23 protein-coding genes are annotated in these 24,748 nt (G+C 35.7%); 10 read left to right on the top strand and 13 right to left on the bottom strand.

Annotation, left to right across the window (positions count from 1 at the left end; all coding sequences use genetic code 11):
• Window positions 1-107: 107 nt before the first annotated feature.
• Both M2372_RS12145 and M2372_RS12140 read left to right on the top strand, forming a co-directional pair.
• A complete protein-coding gene (locus M2372_RS12145) occupies window positions 108-1,478 on the top strand; it encodes a rhodanese-related sulfurtransferase (RefSeq protein ID WP_123320535.1) in 1,371 nt (456 codons plus the stop codon).
• 69 nt (window positions 1,479-1,547) lie between these two features.
• Window positions 1,548-2,093, top strand: coding sequence for a 5-formyltetrahydrofolate cyclo-ligase (locus M2372_RS12140; RefSeq protein ID WP_259080846.1), 546 nt, complete (start codon window positions 1,548-1,550; stop codon window positions 2,091-2,093).
• On the opposite strand, the gene M2372_RS12135 is transcribed toward M2372_RS12140, so the two are convergent.
• Together M2372_RS12135 and M2372_RS12130 are read right to left on the bottom strand one after the other, a co-directional pair.
• The gene (locus M2372_RS12135; protein WP_115967878.1) at window positions 2,042-2,620 is read right to left on the bottom strand and encodes a hypothetical protein; all 579 of its coding nucleotides are present in this window, start codon (window positions 2,618-2,620) and stop codon (window positions 2,042-2,044) included. The genes M2372_RS12140 and M2372_RS12135 overlap by 52 nt on opposite strands.
• The gene (locus tag M2372_RS12130) at window positions 2,604-3,779 is read right to left on the bottom strand and encodes a hypothetical protein (RefSeq protein WP_123320537.1); all 1,176 of its coding nucleotides are present in this window, start codon (window positions 3,777-3,779) and stop codon (window positions 2,604-2,606) included. The genes M2372_RS12135 and M2372_RS12130 overlap by 17 nt, the downstream gene beginning before the upstream one ends.
• Before the next feature lie 183 nt (window positions 3,780-3,962).
• Here M2372_RS12130 and M2372_RS12125 point away from each other — a divergent pair, with 183 nt between their 5' ends.
• On the top strand, window positions 3,963-4,292 hold the full coding sequence (locus M2372_RS12125; protein ID WP_123320538.1) for a hypothetical protein: 330 nt from the start codon (window positions 3,963-3,965) through the stop codon (window positions 4,290-4,292).
• Between the two features lie 179 nt (window positions 4,293-4,471).
• Here M2372_RS12125 and M2372_RS12120 read toward each other — a convergent pair whose 3' ends face one another.
• The 5 genes from M2372_RS12120 to rmuC form a co-directional block, all read right to left on the bottom strand.
• Window positions 4,472-5,239 carry an RNA methyltransferase gene (locus tag M2372_RS12120; RefSeq protein WP_123320539.1) on the bottom strand — a complete coding sequence of 256 codons (768 nt, stop codon included), beginning with the start codon at window positions 5,237-5,239 and terminating at the stop codon, window positions 4,472-4,474.
• 20 nt (window positions 5,240-5,259) lie between these two features.
• Window positions 5,260-6,051, bottom strand: a complete 792-nt coding sequence (locus tag M2372_RS12115; RefSeq protein WP_123320540.1) for a CPBP family intramembrane glutamic endopeptidase — start codon at window positions 6,049-6,051, stop codon at window positions 5,260-5,262.
• A gap of 90 nt (window positions 6,052-6,141) precedes the next feature.
• A complete protein-coding gene (locus M2372_RS12110; RefSeq protein WP_123320541.1) occupies window positions 6,142-6,975 on the bottom strand; it encodes a LytTR family DNA-binding domain-containing protein in 834 nt (277 codons plus the stop codon).
• A gap of 32 nt (window positions 6,976-7,007) precedes the next feature.
• A complete protein-coding gene (locus tag M2372_RS12105; RefSeq protein ID WP_123320542.1) occupies window positions 7,008-7,430 on the bottom strand; it encodes a hypothetical protein in 423 nt (140 codons plus the stop codon).
• Window positions 7,431-7,443: 13 nt separating this feature from the next.
• Window positions 7,444-8,931: a DNA recombination protein RmuC gene (gene rmuC / locus M2372_RS12100; RefSeq protein WP_123320635.1), complete on the bottom strand. Its 1,488-nt coding sequence runs from the start codon at window positions 8,929-8,931 to the stop codon at window positions 7,444-7,446.
• 179 nt (window positions 8,932-9,110) lie between these two features.
• On the opposite strand from rmuC, the gene M2372_RS12095 reads away from it, so the two are divergent.
• The 5 genes from M2372_RS12095 to M2372_RS12075 all read left to right on the top strand — a co-directional run bounded on the left by M2372_RS12095 (window position 9,111) and on the right by M2372_RS12075 (window position 17,149).
• The gene (locus M2372_RS12095) at window positions 9,111-9,785 is read left to right on the top strand and encodes a response regulator transcription factor (RefSeq protein WP_115968617.1); all 675 of its coding nucleotides are present in this window, start codon (window positions 9,111-9,113) and stop codon (window positions 9,783-9,785) included.
• Window position 9,786: 1 nt separating this feature from the next.
• Window positions 9,787-11,148, top strand: coding sequence for a HAMP domain-containing sensor histidine kinase (locus M2372_RS12090; RefSeq protein WP_123320543.1), 1,362 nt, complete (start codon window positions 9,787-9,789; stop codon window positions 11,146-11,148).
• 470 nt (window positions 11,149-11,618) lie between these two features.
• The gene (locus tag M2372_RS12085) at window positions 11,619-12,893 is read left to right on the top strand and encodes a TolC family protein (RefSeq protein ID WP_115967862.1); all 1,275 of its coding nucleotides are present in this window, start codon (window positions 11,619-11,621) and stop codon (window positions 12,891-12,893) included.
• Window positions 12,894-12,935: 42 nt separating this feature from the next.
• The gene (locus tag M2372_RS12080; protein WP_123320636.1) at window positions 12,936-14,051 is read left to right on the top strand and encodes an efflux RND transporter periplasmic adaptor subunit; all 1,116 of its coding nucleotides are present in this window, start codon (window positions 12,936-12,938) and stop codon (window positions 14,049-14,051) included.
• Entirely contained in the window at window positions 14,051-17,149 is a 3,099-nt protein-coding gene (locus tag M2372_RS12075; protein ID WP_123320544.1) for an efflux RND transporter permease subunit, read from the top strand. Before M2372_RS12080 ends, M2372_RS12075 begins: the two co-directional genes overlap by 1 nt.
• Window positions 17,150-17,217: 68 nt before the next feature.
• On the opposite strand, the gene M2372_RS12070 is transcribed toward M2372_RS12075, so the two are convergent.
• A complete protein-coding gene (locus M2372_RS12070; RefSeq protein WP_123320545.1) occupies window positions 17,218-17,973 on the bottom strand; it encodes a DUF5995 family protein in 756 nt (251 codons plus the stop codon).
• A gap of 129 nt (window positions 17,974-18,102) precedes the next feature.
• Window positions 18,103-18,339 carry a hypothetical protein gene (locus M2372_RS12065; protein WP_115967856.1) on the bottom strand — a complete coding sequence of 79 codons (237 nt, stop codon included), beginning with the start codon at window positions 18,337-18,339 and terminating at the stop codon, window positions 18,103-18,105.
• Between the two features lie 250 nt (window positions 18,340-18,589).
• Here M2372_RS12065 and M2372_RS12060 point away from each other — a divergent pair, with 250 nt between their 5' ends.
• The gene (locus M2372_RS12060; protein ID WP_165852149.1) at window positions 18,590-18,760 is read left to right on the top strand and encodes a bacteriocin-like protein; all 171 of its coding nucleotides are present in this window, start codon (window positions 18,590-18,592) and stop codon (window positions 18,758-18,760) included.
• A gap of 34 nt (window positions 18,761-18,794) precedes the next feature.
• On the opposite strand, the gene M2372_RS12055 is transcribed toward M2372_RS12060, so the two are convergent.
• The 4 genes from M2372_RS12055 to M2372_RS12040 all read right to left on the bottom strand — a co-directional run bounded on the left by M2372_RS12055 (window position 18,795) and on the right by M2372_RS12040 (window position 22,988).
• Complete coding sequence (locus tag M2372_RS12055) at window positions 18,795-19,265, bottom strand: YciI family protein (RefSeq protein WP_123320546.1); 471 nt, start codon at window positions 19,263-19,265, stop codon at window positions 18,795-18,797.
• A gap of 97 nt (window positions 19,266-19,362) precedes the next feature.
• Window positions 19,363-20,964 (bottom strand): GEVED domain-containing protein, encoded by a 1,602-nt coding sequence (locus M2372_RS12050; protein ID WP_123320547.1) that lies wholly within the window; start codon window positions 20,962-20,964, stop codon window positions 19,363-19,365.
• Between the two features lie 274 nt (window positions 20,965-21,238).
• The gene (gene pncB / locus M2372_RS12045; protein ID WP_123320548.1) at window positions 21,239-22,417 is read right to left on the bottom strand and encodes a nicotinate phosphoribosyltransferase; all 1,179 of its coding nucleotides are present in this window, start codon (window positions 22,415-22,417) and stop codon (window positions 21,239-21,241) included.
• A gap of 94 nt (window positions 22,418-22,511) precedes the next feature.
• Window positions 22,512-22,988, bottom strand: coding sequence for a Dps family protein (locus tag M2372_RS12040; protein WP_115967848.1), 477 nt, complete (start codon window positions 22,986-22,988; stop codon window positions 22,512-22,514).
• Window positions 22,989-23,110: 122 nt separating this feature from the next.
• Here M2372_RS12040 and M2372_RS12035 point away from each other — a divergent pair, with 122 nt between their 5' ends.
• Complete coding sequence (locus M2372_RS12035; RefSeq protein WP_123320549.1) at window positions 23,111-24,697, top strand: hypothetical protein; 1,587 nt, start codon at window positions 23,111-23,113, stop codon at window positions 24,695-24,697.
• Window positions 24,698-24,748 lie beyond the last annotated feature (51 nt).

Below are 24,748 nucleotides of genomic sequence, written 5' to 3'. Positions count from 1 at the left end.
AGATAAAAGTGTCTTACGTTACCCATTGCCCTAAGCTCTCGTCGATAAAATTAATTTAAAATGTTTATCTTTGCAAAAATATTTTTCTCACTTAAAACGTTTATAGCATGCAACTGTATAACACCTTAAGCGCAGAAGAAAGAGCTCAACTTATTGATGAAGCTGGTAAGGAACGTCTTACATTGTCTTTCTATGCGTACGCTAAAATTGAAGATCCCAAAAAATTTCGTGACGATTTATTTATAGCCTGGAATGCCCTTGATGCCCTTGGCCGTATTTATGTTGCCCATGAAGGAATTAATGCTCAGATGAGTGTTCCTGCAGATCAGTTTGAAGCTTTTCGCGATACGTTGGAAGTGTATGACTTTATGAGAGGTATCCGTTTGAATGTAGCGGTAGAGCAAGACAATCACTCTTTTTTAAAATTAACCATTAAGGTAAGACATAAAATTGTTGCTGATGGTCTGAATGATGATACCTTTGATGTTACCAACAAAGGAGTTCACTTAAAAGCACAGGAATTTAATAATATGCTTGATGATCCTAACACTATTGTCGTTGATTTTAGAAATCACTACGAAAGTGAAGTAGGACATTTTGAAGGCGCCATTACTCCTGATGTGGAAAACTTCAGAGAAAGCTTACCGATTATTAATGACCAGTTACAGGATTTTAAAGAAGATAAAAACCTATTGATGTATTGTACAGGTGGAATTCGTTGCGAGAAAGCCAGTGCCTATTTCAAACATCAGGGGTTCAAAAATGTTTTCCAATTGGAAGGCGGGATCATTGAATATACCCGCCAGATAAAAGAAGAAGACATTGAAAGTAAATTCATCGGTAAGAATTTCGTATTCGATCACCGCTTAGGAGAAAGAATTACAGATGATATTATAGCACAGTGCCACCAATGCGGAAAACCTTGTGACAATCATACCAATTGTGCCAATGATGCCTGTCACCTTTTATTTATCCAATGTGATGAATGTAAAGCAGCAATGGAAAACTGCTGCTCTACAGAATGCCTGGATACCATTCATTTGCCTTGGGAAGAGCAGCTGAAACTAAGAAAAGGATTACAGGTTGGAAATAAAGTCTTCAGAAAAGGAAAATCTGATGCCTTGAAATTTAAAAACTCAGGAGACCTGCCTAAAGCACCTTTAGCAAAAGCAGAAACAAAAAATATCCGACAGAAAATATCCGTTAAGAAGGTATTGGTTGGAAAAGCGGAGCATTACTTTTCAAAATCAAAAATCGGACAGTTTTTAATTGAAAGTAAAGAACTTTCAGTAGGCGATAAAGTTTTGATTTCCGGTCCTACGACAGGAGAACAGGAGCTTACAATCACTCAGATTTATGCCAACGGAGAACCTTGTGAAACTGCAAGACATGGAGATCAGATTACTTTTGAAATTCCGTTCAGAGTTCGCTTATCTGATAAGCTGTATAAGTTTCTTGAACCTGCTGAAAAAGCATAATGAATACAAAAGCTGTTCAGTAAAAATAATTTAACTGTTATGTTGAAAGCTGAGCTTAGAAAAAAATATATGCAAAAAAGAAAAGCCTTGTCTCATGATGAGGCTTTCCTGTTATCCGAAAATATTTTTCAGAATTTCATAGATTACTTTACTCCTCATGCAGGGCAGAAGGTTCATGTTTTCGTTCCGATTGAGAAGTTTAATGAGATTGATACCCAAATCTTCATCAATTATTTTTTAGGGCAGAATATCCGTGTTTATGTGCCCAAAGTTGTAGAAGATAAACTGATTAATATTGAGATCTTCGGAAATACTGCATTTGTTTCAAATGCATGGGGGATTTCAGAACCGGTTTCCAATGAAGATTCCGGAGAACATAGTTTTCATTATGTAATCACTCCGCTTTTATACTGTGACCGAAGAGGAAATAGAGTAGGGTACGGTAAAGGATTTTATGATGCTCTTTTCCAAAATATATCTTCAGAGACAAAAAAAATCGGAGTCAATTATTTTGACCCCGATGATTCTATTGATGATGTCTGGGAAAATGATATTCCCCTGGACTATTTAGTTACTCCAACAGAAGTACTGTCTTTTGTAAGTGGTTTGGAATAAAAATCTAAAAAGTAAAACTTAAATTCCTTTTTCAGTTTGGATGTGGATAGTAATATATACTGGGCATTCTTCTCAAAGCTTCCTAAAGACTTATTTTTCTCATCAAAATATTCTACATTGAATTTGGCATAGTCTAAAGTGTCTTTTTTATAGTATTCCTTGTAAACGTTCAGTGAATTTACCTTTGCTGCTTTCACCTTCATGCTATCTAATTCTTTAAACATTCTTTTGAAGGTTAAAGAATCAGGTTTATGGAAGTAACTTTCTATCTGTGAATAAATAAAACTGTCTACTTCAGTATTTCTGTTACCACTGGCATAAAGAGTAGAAAGGTCAAGAAGTTCCTGAACTTTTTGCTTGGTAATAGAATTAATAGCCTGCATACTATCCATTTGTACAGCCGGATAACTTTTTGTGTTGTTACTGTTTCTTAGTTTATCCAGGTCACTGGCTTCTGTTTTTTTAGTACAGGTAACAAATAAAGTCAGAAGTATAATGAGGGGTAAAAAATTATTTATTCTTTTCATCTGTAGTCGCAATTTTGAATTTAATGGATACGATCTTACCGTTATCTTTTTTCATTTCTATTACATTCAGGTTTTTCAGAGATGTAGTAGGGGTTGTAACGAGGGTGATATACTTTTGTTTGTCTATTTTTTCAATACCATAAGTGTTATTGTCATACACCTGGTAGATAATAGCATTATTGCTGATCAGGTTTTCCAGCTGATTTCTTTTCTGTTTAATAAGGGCTACCTGCTCTTCTGAATTTCCTGTAATATCTTTTCTGGAGAAATAATAAGCAGCCATTTTGTAATCGTCCGGTTTAAGCTCAATTTTTTCTTCTTCAGGGGCATTTTCTAGATTCCTGTTTACATCCAGTGGCTCATAGAACGCAGCACTGATCTTCATTTTCAGGTTTTTATCTTTGGTTGAATAAGAAAAACATTCACCAGGTTTGATTTTATACATCAAAGGCGATTCATTTTCCTTGATAACCATTATATCCAGTGTGTTAATAACAGAAACTCCTCTATCCTTATCAATAAAACAATAAGTATAAGTTTTTGAAAAAAGTACATCTTTAAAACCCAGTAATCCGGTTATGGTAATTAAAACGGAAGTAATAAGTGCCCAGGCGTTCTTTTTTAAGAAATTTTTCTTAGCTGGAGTTGTTGAAATTTCAACTGCACTGGTGGAAATTTGTTTTTTGTTAACTTCTTGGTTATCAGTATTTGATTTTTGTAAATCAGGGTTTTCAGGGGTCTTTGTTTCAACTTTTTTAGGTTGAATTTCAGTTTTTGGAAGATCAGGAGCTGTAGAAACTGTTTCTTCCAAATCATTCATATCTTCTTCATCAGGATTTTCAGTTTCCTGAAGTAATTCTCCTGCAAAAAGATGCAGTTTCTTGAATTCATACCATGAGTCGTAACCCGCATAAATACTCAATAAATTGAGCATGTCTATTCTGGGTAATTTAGTGACTGGTGAAGTTTTGAAATAGGTGTAAAATGATTTTTCACTGATGTTACCTTTTGCTTTTTTGCGCAGGTCTTCCTGGAAATATATGATATCTATACCCTTCCACTTGGATATGTCATCCTGTGAAGGGGTGTATTCTTTTAAATATTGACCTTGGACATCCTTTTTTAGCTGTTCAAAGTGTAATAGATCTAAATCTGTCAATTTTTTTTTAAATAATTAAATTGTTGATTATCAGTTATGTTTTTTTGTAAAACTATTTTACAAAGGTATTACAATTATTTTTCATAAACAAACTTTCTAACTGCTATACCTTTGTCTTGTTCAAATAACAGAACAGAAGAAAATTTTATAAAACAATATTAACAAAATTAAATTTAATTTATTATGAAAAAGTCATTATTCGTAGCTGCTATCGCTGCAATCTCTCTAGTTGCTTGTAAAAAAACTGACGCTACAGCTACTGAAGGTACAACTGATTCTGCTGCTGCTACTGTAGCTGATTCTGCTGCTACTGTAACTGATTCTGCTGCTAAAGTTGTTGATTCTGCTGCAACTACTGCTGTAGAAGCTACTAAAGATGCTGCTGCTGCTACTACTGCTGCTGGAGCTGACGTTGCTAAAGATGCTGCTAAAGGTGCTGCTGACGCTGCTAAAGGTGCTGCTGATGCTGCTAAAGGAGCTGCTGATGCTGCTAAAGATGCTGCTAAGAAATAATCCTAGCTTAAGCTTAAAAATAAAAGAACCGTTTCACCCAGTGAAACGGTTTTTTTATGCTTTATCCTCAACTCTTTCCTAACCTGTCATTGCGAACCGAAGGTGAAGCAATCTCTATTATAGGAATGTTATAGTAATATTGATCTGTAAGACAATCGTCAAACTACACTTACTATTATTTATCCTTTCTTTTGCTTCAAAGATTCATAGCAGGTGATTGCAACTGCATTACTCAGGTTCAGTGAATCTATACTGCCAGACATAGGAATCAGGGTGTTCTTTCCTTTTCCAATCCAGAAATCACTTAACCCAGAATGTTCTGTCCCGAATAATACAGCAGAACGTTGTGTGAAATCTCTCTTATAAAGATCTTCAGCCGTTTTATCCATCAATGTTGTATAAATATTGAAGCTGTTTTTCTGAAGGAATTCTAGGGTTTCTGCATTTTCCGCCTGATAAACCTCCATTCCGAAAAGGCAGCCTACGCTGGATCTGATGACATTCGGGTTATAAAAATCGGTTTTTCCATCAGCAACAATAAGGGCATCAATACCAAAGGCTTCACAGCTTCTTAAAATAGCTCCCAAATTACCAGGTTTTTCTACTCCTTCAACAATGATAACAGTAGAATTTTCTTTTGGAATATAAGAAGAAAGAGGCGTTTCTTTTGCAGTATAAACCCCGATGATTCCTTCTGAACTGCCTCTGTAAGCTATCTTTTCATAGACTTTATCACTTACATAATGAATTTTCCCTTCAGGAAGCTTTTCCTTAAAGATATTTTCACAGATGAAAAATTCTACAGGCTCAAAATCATATTGTATGGCTCTGGCATTTTCCTGCTGCCCTTCTACAACAAAAACCTTTGATTTTTTACGGAACCTGTTGTCAGTAAGTAGCTTAGTGACATTTTTTATTTTTTCGTTTTGAAAGCTTTCTATCAACATTTCGCAAAATTATGCAAAATTTATGATTGTACTTCTTTGCTTTTTATAAAAAGGCTTTTCCAGGTGATCTGAAATGTACTTTTACTCTTCTTTTTATGGTAGACAACCATTCCTATTATTAAAAATATAGATAAAAATTTATACAGATTTCCGAATAGGTTTCCGGAAACATTTTCTGAAACATTGAATATCTCCCAATACAGGTTCATGAGAAAATGAAGAAATATAGCAATCCATAGATTAAAATTCTGTTCAAAATAAACCCATGTGAAAAATACCGAACCCAGAAATGTAATAGCAAATATTTCAATAAGTTCTGTCATATTTTGACTCTGATATAAATGAATCTGTGCAAATAACAGTGATCCTAACAGAATTGATGATAGAAATCCCAGCCTGGTAAATCTATATAATGTACCAATGAGGAAGGCTCTGAATATTATTTCTTCGAAGAATGCAGATGATAGGGTATTGATGAATAATGATTCATAATTTACTGTACCGGTTATTGTAAAGTGTATTATGTAACCAATTAACATAGGTAAGGTTCCTAAAAAAGCTAAAGAAAATCCTTTAATAGCAGATCTGTCCAGTGAAAACAAATTAATGATAGTCTTTTTTGGAAATAAAATTTTCAGGGTAATCATTAACGGGATCAGAGTAATGATATAGGCCAATACATGGGCTATAGCTTTGCTGTGCAAAAGGTCTTTTATGAAATACTGAATACTTTTAAAGTAAAAAAGATCAAAGAAATAATAGATTACAAATCCCAGGATAAAGATAAAAAAGAAGCGGATGTTTTTACTCATGTTAATTATTTTGAGCAAAAATGTGGCTTTCCGGAATGCAGATCAATTTATTGTGATGAGCATCAAGGAATAGTGACCAATGACAAACTTCTATTTTTTAAGCTTCTGTAATTGAGGAATAATAACTGATATAAAGCTTCTTGATACAGGAATATTAAAATCAATTTCAGGAAGAAGCAGTTTGTAGCCCTGAGCATTCCCCTTTAGACTTTTTACTTTTTCTAGATTAACAATATAAGAGCGATGACATCTTTTGATTGTCTGGGTTTGTACCTGCATTAGAATACCGGAAAGACTTATTCTGAGTAACCGTTTTTTTACAGTATTGTTGTCCAAATAATATAGTGTACAATAGTTTTCCATAGACTGAATACATAAGAAATCATCTTCAGCAACTCCCAGCTCTGTAGTATTGATTGAAATTGTAAGAACAGCTTTTGTTGAATTTACCGGGTTGCTTATGGAGTCAATATCTTCGGAGATATTCTCGCGGGAATTTTTTAAATAAATATATCTTGATAAAATATAAATGGAAGATGTAGGAATCCCAATGGCCATAGAATAAAGGAACATATAGCCATAATTTTCGAAACTAAGGGGTACATGACTTATAAATAATGAATTATAAAAATAAGAAAAGACTGATCCCAGAAATAAAATGGCCAATATTTTTAATAGTTCTGATACAAGATTCCACTCATCGAACCGGGAGACGCAAAGACTTGAGATAAAAAATGCTGCTCCGAAAATAAGGGTATAAGGAAAAAGAATAAGGTATTTATAAGGATGATGAAAGTTTTCTGTACCAAAAGGTTGAAAGATAATCAGGAAAAGATAAACCACCACTCCTGCTGCAAGAGAGGAAAGCAGTATCTCCTTTACAGAGTGTGATTTAGGATATGAATAAGGCGTAAAAGAAAGCATATCTTCAGTTTTTCAAAATTTCAGTTTATCAGTTATGTGGGATTTTGATCTTTATTCTTTTTAGAAGTAACGATAAGAATAATACAGCCTGAGAATAAGGTAAAACAGCTTGCTATCCAAAGAAAATATCCTGGGCCATACCCTGTTATGGGGAATTGATGTCCCGCTTCATTCACCGTAATTTCACCAACGGATAGATAACAAAACGTAAGGCCAAAAGCAATAAGGCTAAGTGCTGCAGCTATTTTTACTTGTTTTAAGAGCAGGAAAAAAGCTCCGATAAAAAGCAAAGGATTAGCCATCCATGCTATTCCACCACCCTCCATTTCTGCCCAGCCTAAAAGAGCACAGGCCAACCCGCTCATTTCATGACCTTTTGCATACACTGCAGTGAAAGGAAGTGAAGCTATGTAGAGAGCAAGACATATTAATAAGATAAGATTTGATTTTTTCATGGTATTCCGGTTTTTATTCTATCAAATTACTGTTGTCAATAAGACTTTGAGGAAGGTCTTTTTTATTTTTAATTCCCAATGATTTCAATTTTTGAGTTTGGATCACGAGGTTGTCATTTCCTGTATATAGTTGTTTGTAAGCATCATTGTAAACATTCTTGGCAAGGTCAAGGTTTCGGCCTACTTTTTCAAGATTATCTACAAACCCTACAAATTTATCATATAATCTGGCTCCTCTATCAGCAATTTCAAGGGCATTTTTGTTCTGATATTCACGTTTCCAGAGATCTGCGATCAGTTTTAAAGAGGTGATCAGGTTACTTGGATTCAATAATAAAATTCTTCTGTCATAAGCATAGTTCCAAAGGTTTTGGTCAGCCTGCATCGCGGCAATATATGCGGGTTCACTAGGAATAAACATCATTACAAAATCCAAAGATTTTCCATAATCATCATAAGCTTTCTGGCTAAGCTGTGTAATATGGTTTTTGATGGAACCTAAATGCTGATTAAGTTTCATCAAATAAACATCCTGATCAGTTTCATCCACTAATTCTGTAAATGCAGTAAGAGAAACTTTAGAATCAATAATAACATTTCTTTCATCCGGATATTTTACAACAGCATCAGGACGCATTTTTTTACCGGAAAATTCTGAGAAGAGGGCTTTGTTGTCTTCATCACGAAGCTCATGTTCAAGGAAATATTCTCTTCCTTTTACCAACCCTGATTTTTCAAGGATACTTTCAAGTATCATTTCACCCCAATTTCCCTGGGTTTTACTTTCTCCTTTGAGGGCCCGGGTTAATTTTTTGGCATCCTCTGAGATCTGCTGGTTCAGTTCTGCAAGTTCTTTTACCTTTTCGGCCAGAGAGAAACGTTCTTTGTTTTCCTTTTCATAGGCTTCATTCACCCTGTTTTTTAAATCTGTAATTTTTTCCTGGAAAGGTTCAAGGATGTTTTTTAAGTTATTCTGATTTAAAGTGGTGAACTTCTCTGTTTTTTCTTCTAAAATCTTATTGGCCAGATTTTCAAACTGCAGTTTGGATTCTTCCTGTATTTTGGTGATCTCTTCTTTTTGGGTATTCAGGGACTTCTGAAGACTTTCGTTCTGGGCAGAAAGCTCAGCGTTTTTAGCAAAAAAATCCTGTTTTTCAGCAATAAGGGTTTCTATCTGAAAATCCTGTTTTAAGGACATTTGTTTCTGCTCCTGAAATTGGCTGGTGAGTGAAGAATGCTGTGCAGAGAGCCTGGCAAATTCATTTTTAAGATCATTCAGAAGATCCTGCTGCTGTATATTGAGTTCCTTTTCTTTACTGAGGTTCTGATTCAGTTCCTGGACCTTTGTGTTTGAATTTTCAAGGTCAGATTTGTTTTTAATATGTGAAAAATTGAGTTCATCATAAGAGGTTCTTGAAACCGTAGACGATTTCAAGGCAAAATATAAAATAATGGCTCCAAGGACTCCGCCAACAATGCATCCAATGATTAAATAAGTCATCTCCATTCTTCAAAATTAGGAAAAAAGGCTGGAAGTTAATGCTGAATAATAAATTTCCGAAAGGAGTTTCAGTTCCTTATTAACCATTCCCCAATCTTTGGAGAAATCCCCGCATCCTTTGTTCTGACTTCCTTTCTTCAATCAGAATTCCTATATTTATGGGAAATTTCAGAAATATTATGAATATCTTATTGGTAGAAGACGATCAGAGAATTAGCAGCTTTCTGCTGAAAGGACTTTCGGAAGCCGGTTATAATATGACGCTTGCAGATTCAGGGGAAAAGGCCAGAGAAATTCTTCATACCTATGATTTTGATATTATATTAATGGATATTATGCTTCCGGGACTGGATGGGATGCAGCTCACACAAATCATAAGGTTTAAGGGAAATTATACTCCAATTTTAGTTTTAAGTGCATTGAACAGTCCGGATGATAAAATTAAAATGCTGGATTTGGGAGCTGATGATTATTTATCCAAACCATTTCATTTTGAAGAATTGATTTCAAGGATCAAAGCATTGACAAGAAGAAATAAGTTAAGCTATCAGAAAGAAGATCATTACCTGTCATGTGGTAATATTGTCATTGATACAGATCTTCACAAGGTAACCCAGAATGATAAGGAAATCGAATTTTCTCCTACAGAATACAAGCTTTTTACTTTCCTTATGGAGAATAAAAACAAAGTGTTGAGCAGAACTCAGATTTTGCATAACGTCTGGGGGATCGATTTTGACAGTTCAACGAACGTAGTAGATGTTTACATTTCGTATGTCCGTAACAAGATTGATGAATCGGAACAGAAAATTATTCATACCGTCAAAGGAACGGGATATTTAATTAAAGATTAAAATGACACTCAGGAACAGGTTTACCCTTATTTCCAGCCTTTCATTCGGCATTGTTTCTATCATCACATCTGCGGTGATATTTTTTGCGTATTATGACAGTACGAAGATTTTTTATTTTGAAAAGCTTAGGAATACAGCCCTGATTTCTGCCATTTATTATCTTGAAAAAGATGAATTGCCCAAAGACAGACATGCCCAGATTAAACAGGAATACAAACATCTTATTCAGAATAATCAAGTAGCGGTTTATAACCAAAATAATGAGGTGACGTTCGGACAAAACCTGAATGATGAAAATATTAAGCCCGTTCATTTACAGGCTGCAAGAAATAATAAAGGAACCCAGTTTATGTCTGGTAACCAGTTCTATTATGGTATTTTTTATCCGGATAATCAGGGAGACTTCGTTGTTTTTGTAAAATTTCCAAATGATTCATTTCAATCACAGATCTGGAGGCTTTCTATTATCATGCTTTCTGTATTGATTATTGGTCTGCTTGCTATTTATTTTTTGAGCCGGTATCTGTCAAAAGTTGTGTATAAACCTATTTCTAATGTTGTGGAACGTATTAATAAAGTAGATTATAATAATATTTCTACGGCTATTACCTCCACAAATACCAATGATGAGATTGAAGATCTGATTAAATCATATAATAAATTATTAGGTCGTATTTCTGAAAATGTGCTGTTGCAGCAGAATTTTATCAACTATGTTTCTCATGAGTTTAAGACACCTTTAGCCGCTATTTCCGGAAACCTGGAAGTGTTTGCTCAGAAAGACCGTACTCCGGAAGAGTATAAAAAAGTAGCCAAAGAATCTCTGGATAACGTGTATGAGATTGAAAATATTCTTAATAATCTTCTTCTGATGTCAGGGATGACCAAGTTGGAATCTTCCCACAAGCAGGTAAGAATAGATGAACTGATCTGGAAGATATATGCAAAACTGGAACCCCGGGCGAAAGAGAATCATTCTAATATTAAAATACAGCTTCAGGTGGCAAAGCCTGCTTTACTGGAATTTCCTGGAAATGAAACTCTTCTTTATCTGGCTTTATATAATATTGTGGAAAATGCAATTAAGTATTCTTATAGCCATCCTGTAGAGATTATCTTATCAGAAAAGAATAATCAACTGAATATTGAGGTGAAAGATCAGGGAAAAGGAATTCCTGTGGATGATCTGGCTAAGATTACAGAAACGTTCTACAGAGGAAAGAATGTGGAGGGAGTTAAAGGAAGTGGTATTGGGTTGTCATTATCAAGAAGTATTTTTGACCACCATCATATTATAATGAATATTGATTCTGCAGTGGATGTTGGTACAACTGTCCTGCTTGTATTTCCTGCTAATTTCTAAAATGATAAGACTCTTTTTTAGGTTTTGGCTAAAGCCAATCGAATCTTTATTTATATGTAAGCGGACTAAAGTCCGTTTCTATTGATATTAATCTCACACAGATTTTACAGATCTTGCAGATGTTTGCGAATATGAAAATCAACGATTTTCAAGAACTTATATGTACTTCTTATGCTATATGTTTTTATCTTAAAACTATTTAAGCGTTTAAATCTTTTGTGACTTTTGTGGTTCATCATTTTCTTTAAAAACTAATTAAATTCTATTTCCCACAGATCTCACGAATATTTGTGGATAAATTCTTTGTATAACATAAATAGTGCAATTTGTGTTTAAAATCTGCGAGAGATTTAATATAAATCCCAACCTATTCTAATCAAACTCTAATGTTGGCCTAATTGAATTTTAATTTCATTCGAAATTGGCTCTAATATTAGGAGAATAGCTTTGTGGTCTTAAAATAAGAGACCTTGAAGAAGATTTTTTTTACCCTTTTTTATATTCATTGTTTCAGTTTCTTTTCAGCACAGATGTCAGATACCCTGAAGATCAGCAGAAAGGAGGCTGAAACAATCTTTCTTGCCAATAACCTAGATCTTATTGCTCAGAAACTGGAAATATCTCAGGCAGAAGCCAGAGCGCTCCAGGCGAAATACTGGCCAAATCCTAAATTAAGCATCAGTGAAGTGAATCTCTGGCGGACTTATGATATTGAAGAGCAGCCAGCCCTAATTGGAAACTGGGGAAAGAATAGCCAGATCTCAGCAGAAATAGAACAGGTGATTCAGACCGCAGGGAAGCGAAGAAAAAATATTGAACTTCAAAAAATAGAAGTGGAAGGCGAAAAGTATGAACTGCAGGAAGTCTTGCGTGAACTGAAAAAGACCTTAAGGAATTCGATTACTGAAATTCAGTACAATCAGGAGCAACAGAAAATGTATCAGGGACAAATAGCTTCTATCGAAAAATTAACAAAATCCTACAACAATCAGTTAACTCTGGGGAATATCAGTAAGGCAGAATATATCCGTCTGAAGGCTCAGGAAATTGAATTCAAGAAAAAACTTGTTTCATTGAAGCAGGAAATTGAAGAACAGCAGGCGGAGCTAAAATCCTTACTGATGATTCCATCCAGTTCTTATCTGGTGATTTCAGATTCATTCGCAATGCCGGAAAAGCAACTTTCAGAAATCGAGTTAACACAATGGCTTGAAAAAGCAAAGGAAAATCGTCCTGATATCCTGATCTCCAAGAATAAGGAGAAACATGCTGCTAAAAGTCTTGAGATTCAGAATGCCATGAAAACTCCAGATGTAGCCGTTTCAATAGGATATGACCGTGGTGGAAATATTATGAAAGACTTTATTGGGCTGGGTGTTTCAGTTGACCTTCCCATCTTCGACAGAAATAAAGGAAATATCCAGGAAGCCAGACTTGAAATTGAAAAAAGTAAAAATGAGACCCGTAAAAATCTGCTGAAGTCGGAGAATGAAATAGTCTCCGTTTTCAGAAACTATATCCGTACCCAACAAGTTTCTGAAGAGATTGATGACACTTACGAATCTACGCTGGATGGTTTATTGGTAAGCCATGAAAAGAACTTCAGACTGAGAAACATCAGTATGCTGGAGTATATGGATTTTCTGGATACCTATATCGGCAATAAAATGATTATTCTGGATACTAAAAAAGAGCTTAACCAATATTATGAAAACCTGCAATATGTTGTAGGACAGGATTTGTAAGTGCCCATTAAGAATGACCTTAAAAAATATGAACATCTACTTATGAGAATGAATACTACTAAATATATCGCGATAATTTATCTGTCTGGTCTGGTTGTGCTTACAGGTTGTAAAGATCAGAAGCAGACTGAAGAAGTGGAAAAGAATTATTGTATCAGCAAAGAACTTAAAAAAGATATTAAACTGGCTAAAGCTGAAATGCTTCCGATTGAAGAAAGTATTACCCTTACCGGAGAAGTGGAAAGCAATTCCGATAAAACAGTTCCCTTTGTAAGCCTTGTAGACGGCATAGTTACCGATACTTATTTTTCTCTTGGAGATTATGTAAAAAAAGGACAGGTTCTGGCCAGTGTAAAAAGTACGGCTGTCAATGAAATGCAGGATGATACCCAAACATTACAGGCTCAGCTTGCCGTAGCTAAAAGAAAATTATCCTCTGTAGAAGCGATGTATAAAGATGATATTGCTTCTCAGAAAGATCTTCAGGAAGCAAGAGCAGAGGTTACGATTCTTCAATCTAATATTTCAAAAACTCAAAAGAATATGCAGCTGTATTCTGCCGGTGGAAGTACCATTCAGATTAAAGCACCTGCAGACGGATATGTGATTTCCAAGAATATTTCGAAAGGAATGCCTGTAACTGCCGGTGGTGACCAGCTTTTTACCATTTCCAATCTGGATAAGGTTTGGGTAATGGCGAATGTGTATGCAACCAATATGAGGCATGTATACGTAGATCAGCCTGTAGTTGTAAAAACGTTGGCCTATCCGGATGATAGCTTTTCAGGAAAGATCAACAATATTTCCCAGGTTTTTAATGAAAATGAAAGAGTGCTGAAAGCTAAGATCATTATGGATAATAACGGAATGAAACTAAGGCCCGGAATGTCTGCAGATGTTGTACTGCCTGTAAATTCACAAAATAAATCAGCCTTGGCGATTCCTGCAAAGGCGTTGGTCTTTGACAATAATCAGAGTTATGTAGTAGTGTACAAAAAAGACTGTGAACTTGAAATAAGACCTGTAACAGAGATCGCTTCAAACAGTCAATATATATATGTAGAAGGAAATCTGAAGCAAGGTGAAAATGTAATAGCTTCCAATGGATTGTTGATTTATGAGAACCTGAAAAACCAATTAAATAATTCTAAGAAGTAATGCGAAAATTTGTACAGAACATAGTTTCCTTCTCTTTGAAAAATTCACTGATTGTTCTTTTAGGAACTTTCATGTTGTTGCTTGGAGGAATCTATTCCTATATACATACTCCTATTGAGGCATTTCCGGATGTTACCAATACCAGAGTGAGGGTAATTACCCAATGGCCGGGAAGAAGTGCTGAGGAAATAGAAAAGTTTGTCACACTGCCAATCTCAAAAGAGATGAATGCCATTCCGAATAAAACTTCGGTACGGTCTATTTCTTTATTCGGGTTATCGGTAGTTACGGTGATTTTTGATGATCATGTCAACGACTTTTATGCACAGCAGTATGCCTCCAATAAATTAGGAAATGTAAATCTCCCTTCAGGGGCAGAATACAGTATTGAGCCTCCGTCAGGAGCTACCGGTGAGATTTACCGATATATCATCAAGAGTAAATTACCAATAAAAGAAGTGACAGCGATTCAGGATTGGGTGGTTGAAAGAGAATTGCTGGCTGTTCCCGGAGTGGCTGATGTGGTAAGCTTTGGCGGTGAAGAAAAAACATATGAAATAAAAATTAATCCTACAGAATTACACAATTATGACCTTTCCCCCCTGGATGTGTATGAAGCAGTTTCGAAGAGTAATATTAATGTAGGTGGAGATGTAGTGGCAAAAGGAGATCAGGCTTATGTAGTGCGGGGGATTGGTCTTTTGGAGAAGAAGGAGGATATTGAAAATATTCAGATTGAAGTAAAAGGTTCTACCCCTATTCTGGTAAAACATGTTGCCGAGGTTAAAGTGTCGGCAAAACCAAGATTGGGACAGGTAGGATACAACAAAGAGAATGATGTTGTAGAAGGAATTGTCATTATGCTTCGTGGAGAAAATCCAAGTGAGGTGATAGCAAGGCTTAAAGACAGAATAGAGCAATTAAATGGTGGAGAATTGCCTGGCGATGTTCAGATTGTTCCGATCATTGATCGTACAGAATTAGTCAATACAACTGTTCACACGGTTTCCAAAAACCTGATTGAAGGAGTTATTCTGGTTTCCATTATTGTATTCATCTTCCTTTATAACTGGCGAACAACATTTATTGTGGCCTCAGTCATTCCGCTGGCTTTTCTTTTTGCCATTATTATGCTGAAAATTCAGGGACTTCCGGCCAACCTGATTTCGATGGGTGCTCTGGACTTTGGGCTATTACTGGAAGGAACACTCGTCATCGTTGAACATGTATTTGTTGCCCTTGAATTGAAAGCCAAGAAGATTGGATTAAAGAGATTTAATAAAATTTCCAAACTGGGAATCATCAAGAAAAGTGCAGGAAGTGTGGCAAGCTATATTTTCTTTGCATTATTAATCCTGATTGTAGCCTTGATGCCGATCTTCTCTTTCCAGAAAGTGGAAGGAAAAATGTTCTCTCCTTTGGCATTTACACTGGGGTATGCTCTGCTGGGGTCATTGATTCTAAGTTTAACCTATGTTCCGGCAATGTGTAAGCTTTTATTAACCAAAAATATTGAAGAAAAAGAAAACTTTATTTCAAGATTCTTCAAGGTGAATATTTATAGAATTTATGAATTTAGTATTCGCCATAAAAAAGCATTTATGGTCGGTTTTGTTGCTTTGCTTACGCTTTGTGGATGGAGATTTTCAAACTACGGTTCAGAGTTTTTGCCTAAACTTAATGAAGGAGCAATCTATGTAAGGGCAACTCTTCCGAATAGTGTAAACCTGGATGAATCTGTCCGGCTAACCAAAGAGATGAAGGAGATCCTAATGAAGTATGATGAAGTGAAATTTGTAATGACTCAAACCGGTCGTCCCAATGACGGAACAGACCCTACAGGATTCTTTAATATCGAATTTAATATCCAACTGAAGCCTGAAAATGAATGGAAGAAAAAGATATCAAAGGATAAACTTCTGGATGAAATGAGGGCTTCCCTTGAAAGATATCCGGGAATCAATTTTGGATTCAGCCAGCCTATTCAGGATAATGTGGAAGAATATGTAGCAGGAGTAAAAGCACCATTGGTGATTAAGATATTCGGGAATGATCTGTTCGAACTTGAAAATTATGCCAATCAGGTAGCCAATTCCATCAGAACAGTTCCGGGAATTTCAGATGTGAATGTCTTTAAAAATATAGGACTTCCGGAACTCAGAATACAGCTTCACGATTCTAAAATGGCAAAATACGGAGTTTCCACAGCAGATGCTCAGGCTGTAATTGAAATGACCATCGGTGGGCAGGCAGCTACCAAGTTCTATGAAGAAGAAAGAATGTTTGATGTAATGCTGAGATTTGAAAAAGATTATCGTGACACTCCTGAAAAAATGGGAAATATTCTGATTCCGACCCAGGATAATAAAAAAGTGCCATTGAAAGAAATTGCAACTATTGATTATCATACCGGGCCCTCATTTATTTACCGTGAAGGAAACAGCAGATACATTGGAGTAGGATTCAATATTGAAGGGCGCGATTTGGGAAGTACCATTAAAGAAGCGAAAGAAAAAGTAGATAAAGATGTAAAACTTCCGAAAAGCCATAAAATGACATGGGCCGGTGAATTTGAAAGCAAAGAAAGAGCTGCTAAGCAATTGGCCATGGTAGTTCCTATTTCATTGGTGCTTATTCTGATGTTACTGTATTTCAATTTCGGAAATGTAAAAGATACGCTAATCTCTTCCATTACATTGGCTTTTGCATTCATTGGCGGATTTTTATCCCTGTGGTTCACGGGAACCATCTTTGGAATCTCGGCCGGGATCGGGTTTATTATTCTTTTTGGAGTAGCTACTATTGACGGCATTGTTCTGATTGGAGTAATGAAAGAGAATCTGCAGAACAGAATGTCTCTCAAAGAATCCATTTCAGACGGAGTGAAAAGCAGAATACGTCCGGTAGTGATGATTGCTCTGATGGGATCTATGGGACTTCTTCCGGCAGCCATGTCTAACGGAATGGGTTCTGAAATTCAAAAACCTTTAGCCATTATGATTGTAGGCGGATTAATTATCTGTATGCTGCTTTCATTTACCATATTACCTATTGTGTTCCACTATGCTTATCGTAAAAAGTATAAGGAAGCAATGTAGTTTCTTTTTTATTTGTTCATTATTTGGCCGGGATCCGTGAGGAAGATCCCGGCCTTTTTATTTTGAGCTTAAGCGGTTTTCGTGGATTCCAGAATTTCAATATTCTTTACCACATCATTACTTTCACATTTTTTCAGTTCTTGGAGTAGGGCAGGAGTGAGGATCTTAGGATTTAAGATTTGTGTGGCAACTTTTGCCGCAGCATAATCTACAATGCTGATGACTGATTCCTTTAAGAAATTAGGGGTGTTTGAAGAAATAACAGCGGTGGCCCATGATGTATCTCTGGCTCTGGATATTGCAAAATCCAGAACGGCATTATCTTTTCCATTAGAAAGTTGATCAATAAGCTGTACCGGATAGCATATTATGTTGAGAGCATCCTGAACTTTCTGATTAATGGAGGCAATAACGGTATTGATATTCTCAAAATCCTTTTTTAAGGGATTGATTTTCCGGTAGGGCATAATAGAAGCTGCAGAAATTCCCAGATCCAGATTGATATGGGCATTCATTCCCAAAAAAATATGCTGTAGTATCAGAAGATCTTTATTTTTAGTGGCTTCAAAAGCTATATACCAGGCGTTGGTACATTTTTTAGCATTGCTGTAGTTTTCCCATGCTTCAAGATAGCGCTGAGCAAAAGCTAAATCAAGTAGTGTCATTCTGGGATTGTCCTCAAATTTCTTTTGTTGAATCCCTTTTAGAACCTGTGCTGTCATGATACGGTAAGTACAGGCGAAATATCCCGCAGGACTTTTATTTTCCTTACACCAGATGATAATTTCATCAAGTTTTTTCAGGACTTCCTCAATGGTTTTCATGATAGGTTTGTTTATTTAAAGATAATAAAAACCTGTGATCAGTGATGTATGGCTTTGGAAACTGGTAGAATGATCTTTTTAATATTTAAAAAGTGAGCCGGAAGCTCACTTTATTTCTTATTGATCAGGTTATGGGGTGATTGTAATCGGATCCGGAAAAGGTTCCAGAACTAATGGTTTACACCTTGCAGCGGGTTCACATCTTCCACCCATGCATATAAAATTAGTCATAGTCGTTGAGCCGTCAGGACATCTGATCATACCTTCACCAGGGCATCCTCCGGGACATTCCGGTAAATGTAAATATCCGCCGAATACATCTTTCAGTTCTGTTCTCGAAAGTTTTGAGAGATTCATTTTTTTCATGGAATTAATTTTTTATTTTGATGATAATTATAAAACACTTACAACCAGTCTGGTAAGTTCGTTTTGCTATATGCTAAAATAATCAAATTTATTCATTTAAAAAAGAGATATTATTGTTTATTTGTTTGATAATTATTTGGAAAGCAGTTGATTAAAAAATAAATTGTATATTTATTTCCAGTTAATGAGAAATAAAAAGAGGAATCCGAAAATCTTGAAGAGTAGGAAATTAAAACTAAATTAAATAACTATGAAAAATTTAAAAAACTTAGACAGAAATGAGTTGAAAACTGTTTTAGGAGGGGCTGCAGCTGTATGTCTTGTGCCAGTGGATGGAGGATTCTGCCCGGCAAATTATACTTTCTGTAGTAATCCTTATTGTTGCTATCCACCACGAAGACCATATATCTGTATGGACTAATAAAAAAATCCCTCACTGAGGGATTTTTTTATTTCTATGGATTTTCTTTTGAAATTTCATCATGATGCTTCAAATATAAAGGTAAGGCAGCAGAGCCATACCAAGGAAAGACTTCGTAGCTGAATACTCCAGCCTGAACTGCGGGATCTGTTTTTACCCATTGTTCAGCTTCTTCCTTAGATTTTGTATTGAAAATAAACATACCACGATAGTTTTCCTTATTCTTTTCAAGAAAAGGTCCAGCTACCACAATTTTTCCTTCGTTGGCAAGTCTGCCAATGTTTTCCATATGGCCTTTCATTAAAGAACCCATTTTGGTTTTATCTTCAATTTTTGCAGTACCGGTTGTCAGCATAACAATAGTATAGGGCTTCATGCCATATTGATCTGCTCCCAATGAAGTGGCAAGCTCCTGATTGAACTTCGGTTTTTCATTTTCCTTTTCCTGTGCGAGAGAAAATGTGAATATAGTGAAAGAGAGTATGAATAGTATTTTTGAGATCATAATATTTTTTTATAAATATAGTAAAACCTCATATGTTTAAGATAAAAAATAAAAGCGACAGTAAAACTGCCGCTTTCAATGTATTTAAAGGAATATATTACTTCTTAATTGCCTTAAGTACTTTATTATTTCCATCTTCCATTTGAAGGGTGATCAGATAAAGACCTGCACCCAGATCAGAAAGATTAATTTCATTGCTGGCTTTAAGCGTTTTTAGCTGTCTGCCGGAAATATCCGTTACTGTGATAGATTTTACTCCTTTTATATCAGAGATTTTTAGAACATCCTTAAATGGATTAGGATAAACAGAGATATCTGCAGTTTTATTCATCCCTACTTCAGATGTTCCAAGTGTGGTAGCCTGTACATTAATTGTGTAATCTTCTACCTGTCCTTGGCTCACGTCAGCACAAGGGTCAGATAATTCTGCTCTTACAGAAGTAACTGAGGCGTTAAACTGGTATTTTACTCTCATACGGGTATTACCCAATGCTGCTGTAGCAGGTACTGCAATGTTTTTATTAACTGTAATGGTAGCACCACTTGCTGCTGCACCGCCTGCAAAATCAGAAGTTACAAAATATGCTTCTCCCGCGTCAGCAAAGCTTCCGTTCTGATTCCAATCTATAAATACTGTAAATCCAAAGCGGTTATTGATTCCTACACCTGCTCCTCCAAGAGAAAGCGGATAGGATGTACCTCGGGTAACCGTGGCTACTTTATTGGTGAAATTCTCATGGGCAACTGATAATGTAGAGTTGTTGGTCATATCACTAATCTGAACCTTTGAGATTGGATAAACACCAAGTTTAGCCGTTAGAGGACCACAATAAGGGATAAACGGATTTGCTCCTGTTGTAAAAGAAATTTCCTGACATCCTGAAGCATCTCCTAAAGCATTAGTTGGTGTAACTGAAGCGTAAAGAGTAGTGTTTTGAGGGAAAGCACTGGAAGCTGCAGGGGAGAAAGACGTAGTAGTTGAAGTCCCGGAATATACATTTGAAGCTCCTGAGGTAGTTCCCACTTTTATTTTATACATTTCTGCTCCTGCTACAGCATTCCACGTAATTTGTGGGCGAACAGGAACATTGGTTGCGCCATTTACTGGGCTGCTTATGGTAGCACACGTTGGTATTGCTGTTACTTCTTGTTTGATGCTTACATTATCTAGAAAGATATAAGAAGAGTAGCCACTGCCTAGAGTTCCTACTGTTCTTATTCTTAGTTTGAAATTTCCATTTACATTGGCACTTTCAGGAATGGTTCCGGTAAATACTGCGCAGGATGTTTCGTTTATTTCACTAAGAGTAATGGTGCTTCCAATAGGTGTATAATTAGTACCGCCATCTGTAGAGTAAGATACATTCATAGTACCTCCTATATCATTTACATCGCTATTGGCAAGCATGGAATATGAAAATTTAATGTCAATCTTCTTACCGTTGGCAGTGATAGTTGCAGGTTTGGTATACATTAAATCCAGAGTTCTGTTTGCATCAGAAGTACCAGCTAATATTCCTCCTATAAATCCAGAGCCATTACAGGCTGCAGAACCCGTATAGGTACCTGTTTGTCCTGTAACTCCACCAGTGGCTTCAAATCCAGGATAGGTTGCGTTTTCAAAACTCTCCGTTACTAAAATTTGTGCACTGCCCATGATAGATAATGCGGTAAAACTCAAGAATAGTAATTTTTTCATAAAATAAAGTTTTTGTTTCGCCGAAAGTAACGATATTTTATTAAATTGACAAGAGAATAGTATTTTTTACGTTTTATACGGGGGTTATTGTTATTTTTATTGTGGTATTTTAGGATTTTGTGGTGTTTGTTTTGAAGATGGGTATTGTGAAAATGCAGGTGATTAAATGTCTACCTGCACTATTCATCACAATTATAGAAGGTTTTTTATACTCGGTATGTAAGAAAAAGCAGACGATAATTCTTAAAATTTTTCAGTCATTTTAATAGTATAATTAATCTTTTATTCTTAAAAATTCTTTAGCAAGTTCAATCATCTTTGGATCACCTGTATATTTTCCATGCTCGTCAGAAAGTTTTACTGTTGGGATCCATTCTTTATTAGGAGCTTGCACTCCAATCAGTTTCATCACGATATTCATCGGTTTCAGGCCTACATCATTGGTGAGATTTGTTCCTATTCCAAAAGAGATTCCTATTTTTCCTCTGCAATAATTGGTAATTTCTTCTACCTTTTCAAGATTTAAGGCATCAGAGAAAATGATATATTTAAACATGGGATTAATGCCGTTATTTTGATAATGGGCAATGGTTTTATCTGCAAACTCAAGAGCATCACCACTGTCATGGCGTACACCATCAAAAAGTTTTGCGAATTTTTTGTCAAACTGCTGGAAGAAAACATCAGTAGTGTAGGTGTCGGAAAGTGCTACTCCAAGATCACCTCTGTATACATCTACCCAATGCTCCAAAGCCAGTTCATTAGCCATCTTGAAACCATATTCTGCAGCGTGGAACATGAACCATTCGTGAGCATGAGTTCCGATAGGTTTTACCCCATATTTCATCGCAAAATGTACATTTGAACTTCCGATGAATGTAGACTCCTTCTTCTGTGTTAAAGCTTCCATTACCAGATTTTGTACCTTATACGAATGCCTTCTTCTGGTCCCGAATTCAGCAAAGGTAACGCCAAGCCTGCCCAGAGCATCTGCTTTTTCAACGGTTTTGTTCATAACCTCTTCATTAGAATCCCTCTCCATATGATTCATTTCATAGTGTAGCTCACTGATTAACGCTAATAGAGGAACTTCCCAAAGAATTGTTCTGTACCAAAGCCCTTCAACAATGACTGAAAGATCGCCACCTTCCTGATGGATCTTCACTTCAGACGGATCATAGTGATAGCCTTCCAGGAAATCGAGATAAGGAAGATCAATATAAGGACATGTTCTGGCCATGAATTTCTTTTCATCTTTAGTAAGCTTAAGTTCAGCCATCTTGTTGACCGCTTCCTTTAATGCTGCATCAAAACCTTTCGGAAAATGATGCTTACCTCTGTTGATAAATTCATATTTTACGATAGAATTAGGGAATAATTTTACCACTGCATTCTGCATGGTTATTTTATAGAAATCATTATCCAGGATGGAGTTCAGTCTTACGTCGTTCATAATATGTGTAATTTTAACGCAAATATAAAAATTAAAAATAAAAATCGCCTAAATGTAAGGCGATTTTTTTGAAATATTTTGATGATCTTATCCGTTATTTCCCTAAATAAGAATTGTACATCCAAACTTCTTTCTCCTGTTCAGTGATATAGTCGCTCATCTGAGAGTTAGTTCCTTCATCACCAGCTTCATCTGTAATGTCTAAAAGTTCTCTCTGAAGATCGATCACTACTTTGAATGAAGCCAGAATCTGTTCAACACTTTTAGTTCCATCCGTAACTTCTTTACTTTCTTTAATAGTTGCCACTTTTAAATAGTCAGAGTAGTTGTGTGCCGGAGTTGCTCCCAGTGTAAGGATTCTTTCTGCAATTTCATCGATTTTTAAAACCAGACTATTGTAAAGTTCTTCAAACTTTGGGTGAAGAGTAAAAAACTGATCTCCTTTGATGTTCCAGTGAGAACCTCTGGTGTTCTGATAAAATACAGAATAGTTGGCTAAAAGTATATTTAGTTTTTCTGCTATTTTTTTGCAGTCGGCTTCTTTAAGCCCTATAATACTGGCATTTTTCATAAGTTTATTTTTTTATATATCTCAAAGTTACGAAATATCGTGCCGAATAGCTTTGTATATTAATAGATGATAACTATAAGAAAATTTTTAAAAATAGTTTGGAAGTATTAATATTGCAAACGATGAAAAGTTTCTTAATAACAATGGTACTGTTTCTGGGAGTAGGTATGGTTTATCTCTTTCTGATGATGTCCGGAACTGAAAATTATTTTACCTACATACTGGATGATGCTTATATTCATCTGGCAATTGCCAAAAATTTCGCATTTCATGGGGTATGGGGGGTGACTCAGTACTCATTTTCATCTACTTCATCCTCACCGGTTTTTACTGTTATTTTAAGTAGTCTCATATATGTTTTCGGAGATCATGAACTTATCCCTTTATTATTTAATACAGTAACTGCTTTTTTTATGATCTTTTTTCTGAATAAATATTTCTCAGACTATTTTAGTGAGGCCAGATCAGTTATAGCAGCCGTTTTTTTTACAGTGCTTTTTACTTCCGTTCCAATGCTTGTTTTTTCAGGGATGGAACATGTGCTGCAGGCAATGGTTATTGTAGTGAATGTTCTCTGTTTCGAAAGATGGAAAGGTTCAGAATATAAAGATAATTACTGTTCCGGTTGGTTTTACAGTAGTCTTGCTTTACTTGGGCTGATAAGATTCGACAGCATGTTTTACTTTCTGGCTCTTGCATTGGTATTCATATTACTGAGAAGGTTTACATATGCTGCGGGAGTATTGATCTGCGGTTTTATTCCTATTTTGATTTTTGGATATTTTACTCACCAGGAAACGGGGTATTTTTTTCCTAATTCAGTAATCATAAAAGGGAGTAGATTTGATCTTTCTGGTAACTATTTTATGCAGGTCGCAGGTTTACTGTATCATAAGATTCTGGATAACCGCAATTTTTATTTTGCAGGTATATTACCATTATTAATTTCTGCAGTGCTGATTGCAAAGGATATTAAAAAAGGATTGGGTTTTCAACAAATACTCAGCAGGAACCTTCTTCTGATAGTATGGTGTATTACTTTATTTTTACATGGAGCCTTCAGCAAGTTTACAAAGCTGTACAGATATGAAGTATATATTTTAACAGGCTTTGCTATGGCTGTCATTCCGAAGCTGAAATCTGTTTATGAGCACAAGAGCTATTTATTAAAAGAAAACAGGGGTATTTCAGTATTGATTTTCCTTTCGTTTGTATTATTGATGGTAAAGGTAGGGTTCACAAGTTACCTTACAGTAGTAGGAAGCAGAAATGTCTATGAACAGCAAATACAGTCAGCAAGATTTTTAAAGAAATATTATCCCAATGCTAAAGTAGTGGCTAATGATATTGGGGCAATATGTTATTTTACAGATATTCATTTGCTGGATTTTGAAGGATTGGGATCCAAGGAAGTGGTACCATTCAGAATGAGACCAGTAGGAATAGATGATCAATTTGAAAGGTTTCTGAAGTCTTATACTATTCAAAATGGTTACCAGTTTGCCATAGCATACGAAGAATGGCTGCAGGGACATACCCCTGAAAACTGGAAAAAAGTGGCTGTGTTGACAGTCAGTGGAAGTAATGCATTATTGGGAGAAGATCACTTATATATTTATTCTATCGACCCCCGTATTCATAATACTTTGAGAGAACAGGTGAAAAATTTTAACTGGAATAAAAATATAACCGTTAAGATCATAGATTAAGTCCGGACCCTATTAAATATTTAATTTTTTTAAATAGGGAGGAAGTGTTAA

It is taken from the genome of Chryseobacterium sp. BIGb0232, assembly GCF_024810195.1.
Taxonomy (GTDB): Bacteria; Bacteroidota; Bacteroidia; order Flavobacteriales; family Weeksellaceae; genus Chryseobacterium; species Chryseobacterium pennae.
Note: the sequence above shows the minus strand (reverse complement) of the source record. Positions and strands in the feature narration are given on the sequence as shown.

What these genes read in the sequence shown, in the direction of transcription:
- M2372_RS12125 (WP_123320538.1), top strand. Translation starts at nt 3,963, where the DNA reads ATGAAAAAGTCATTATTCGTAGCTGCTATCGCTGCAATCTCTCTAGTT.
- M2372_RS12035 (WP_123320549.1), top strand. Translation starts at nt 23,111, where the DNA reads ATGAAAAGTTTCTTAATAACAATGGTACTGTTTCTGGGAGTAGGTATG.
- M2372_RS12070 (WP_123320545.1), bottom strand. Translation starts at nt 17,973, where the DNA reads ATGAAAACCATTGAGGAAGTCCTGAAAAAACTTGATGAAATTATCATC.
- M2372_RS12140 (WP_259080846.1), top strand. Translation starts at nt 1,548, where the DNA reads ATGCAAAAAAGAAAAGCCTTGTCTCATGATGAGGCTTTCCTGTTATCC.
- rmuC (WP_123320635.1), bottom strand. Translation starts at nt 8,931, where the DNA reads ATGACTTATTTAATCATTGGATGCATTGTTGGCGGAGTCCTTGGAGCC.
- M2372_RS12105 (WP_123320542.1), bottom strand. Translation starts at nt 7,430, where the DNA reads ATGAAAAAATCAAATCTTATCTTATTAATATGTCTTGCTCTCTACATA.
- M2372_RS12075 (WP_123320544.1), top strand. Translation starts at nt 14,051, where the DNA reads ATGCGAAAATTTGTACAGAACATAGTTTCCTTCTCTTTGAAAAATTCA.
- M2372_RS12110 (WP_123320541.1), bottom strand. Translation starts at nt 6,975, where the DNA reads ATGCTTTCTTTTACGCCTTATTCATATCCTAAATCACACTCTGTAAAG.
- M2372_RS12090 (WP_123320543.1), top strand. Translation starts at nt 9,787, where the DNA reads ATGACACTCAGGAACAGGTTTACCCTTATTTCCAGCCTTTCATTCGGC.
- M2372_RS12120 (WP_123320539.1), bottom strand. Translation starts at nt 5,239, where the DNA reads ATGTTGATAGAAAGCTTTCAAAACGAAAAAATAAAAAATGTCACTAAG.
- M2372_RS12145 (WP_123320535.1), top strand. Translation starts at nt 108, where the DNA reads ATGCAACTGTATAACACCTTAAGCGCAGAAGAAAGAGCTCAACTTATT.
- M2372_RS12115 (WP_123320540.1), bottom strand. Translation starts at nt 6,051, where the DNA reads ATGAGTAAAAACATCCGCTTCTTTTTTATCTTTATCCTGGGATTTGTA.
- M2372_RS12060 (WP_165852149.1), top strand. Translation starts at nt 18,590, where the DNA reads ATGAAAAATTTAAAAAACTTAGACAGAAATGAGTTGAAAACTGTTTTA.
- M2372_RS12135 (WP_115967878.1), bottom strand. Translation starts at nt 2,620, where the DNA reads ATGAAAAGAATAAATAATTTTTTACCCCTCATTATACTTCTGACTTTA.
- M2372_RS12080 (WP_123320636.1), top strand. Translation starts at nt 12,936, where the DNA reads ATGAGAATGAATACTACTAAATATATCGCGATAATTTATCTGTCTGGT.
- M2372_RS12040 (WP_115967848.1), bottom strand. Translation starts at nt 22,988, where the DNA reads ATGAAAAATGCCAGTATTATAGGGCTTAAAGAAGCCGACTGCAAAAAA.
- pncB (WP_123320548.1), bottom strand. Translation starts at nt 22,417, where the DNA reads ATGAACGACGTAAGACTGAACTCCATCCTGGATAATGATTTCTATAAA.
- M2372_RS12055 (WP_123320546.1), bottom strand. Translation starts at nt 19,265, where the DNA reads ATGATCTCAAAAATACTATTCATACTCTCTTTCACTATATTCACATTT.
- M2372_RS12095 (WP_115968617.1), top strand. Translation starts at nt 9,111, where the DNA reads ATGAATATCTTATTGGTAGAAGACGATCAGAGAATTAGCAGCTTTCTG.
- M2372_RS12050 (WP_123320547.1), bottom strand. Translation starts at nt 20,964, where the DNA reads ATGAAAAAATTACTATTCTTGAGTTTTACCGCATTATCTATCATGGGC.
- M2372_RS12065 (WP_115967856.1), bottom strand. Translation starts at nt 18,339, where the DNA reads ATGAAAAAAATGAATCTCTCAAAACTTTCGAGAACAGAACTGAAAGAT.